General features: G+C 67.0%; 2 protein-coding genes. Both read right to left on the bottom strand.

The annotated features are described in order from the left end of the window. Nucleotides 1–184 precede the first annotated feature (184 nt). On the bottom strand, nucleotides 185–814 hold the full coding sequence (locus tag VTU_RS0102725; protein ID WP_010100510.1) for a flavin reductase family protein: 630 nt from the start codon (nucleotides 812–814) through the stop codon (nucleotides 185–187). 42 nt (nucleotides 815–856) lie between these two features. Further along, nucleotides 857–1,261: nuclear transport factor 2 family protein (locus VTU_RS25420; protein WP_040891754.1), on the bottom strand; the 405-nt coding region annotated here is incomplete at its 5' end.

Raw genomic sequence — 1,261 nt, 5'->3', positions numbered from 1 at the left:
GTAACAGCAGCAGCATCTCGCTGTGGCTGCTGGCTTTGGCCGCGGCCGGGCCGGCGATCCATTGCACCCAGAAGTTCTGCCCACGCGCCACCGAGCCCGGCAGGAGTGGGTGCACTGCGGCGCGGCGCACCCCGGTGCCTTGGGTCTCTTGGGTCTGGTCTGTCATGGCATTCCTTGGCTGTCGTCAATCGCGGCGCGAACTCGGCCGCAAGAGTTCCACCAGGGGGCCGACCGACGCGTACTGGTTGCCCCCCAGTCGGGTGAGCGGCAGGGTGCGCGCGATATCGAAGTGCCCGCCCGGGTCAACGAAGGCCGGATCGAGGTGGATTCCGACCACCTGGCCGAACACCACGCAGCTGCGCGTGTCGCCCGGTCGCTGCGGCTCGATCTCGACGATGCGCAGCAGCTTGCATTCCATGCTGGCCGGAGAAGCTGCGACGCGCGGCGGCCGGACCTTGCGGCTCGGCGCCTTCGCGAGACCGGCGAGCGCGAACTCGTCGGTGCCGTAGGGTGCGTCGATCGAGCTGGTGTTCATCGAATTGCGCAGCTCCCAGGTCACGAGGTTGGTGACGAACTCGCCGTTCGCGCGCACGTTCCTGAGGCTGTCTTTCTCGTGCCGGTCGGCCGGCGCGTTGCAGGAAAAGATCAGCACCGGCGGCGCCGTCGATACCAGGTTGAAATGCGAGAACGGAGCCAGGTTCGCCCGGCCCTCGGGGTCCACGGTGCTGATCCAGCCGATCGGCCGCGGCGCGACGATGGCGTTCAACAGACTGCGCTTGAAGTCGGGGGTGTTTTCGGGGTCTATGAACAACATGGGGCGTCTCTCATGGAAGTTTTCCGGGGGCGATGTTCCAGATCATCCCGTTGTCGGTGTGTCGTCGCGAAACAGCGGCCGCAGCGTGCGCAGCGCATAGAGCCAGCCGCCATCGGCTTGCCGCACGACCGTCTCGCGCACGTCGGCGATCATGATCGCGGGCCTGGAGGCCAGCACGCCCGCGCCGTCCGCGGCGAACAGGCTCATCAGGTAGTTGCATTGCGCGCGATCCGGCGCGCTCGGCTGCGCGCGGAAGTTCTGCACCACGTGCAGCGAGGTGCGCGCACCGCGCGCCTGCCGCGTGCGGTAGAAGTCGGCGATCATGGCGCGGCCGGTGCGCGATTTCTGGCTGGTCGTGAACACCGCATCCTCGGTGTAGTAGGCGTGGGCGTTTTGCCCCCAGTTGAAATCCACCTCGTACCAATAGTCGATGGCCAGCGCTTGCAG

This window comes from Verminephrobacter aporrectodeae subsp. tuberculatae At4 (assembly GCF_000193225.1).
Taxonomy (GTDB): Bacteria; Pseudomonadota; Gammaproteobacteria; order Burkholderiales; family Burkholderiaceae_C; genus Acidovorax; species Acidovorax aporrectodeae.
Note: the sequence above shows the minus strand (reverse complement) of the source record. Positions and strands in the feature narration are given on the sequence as shown.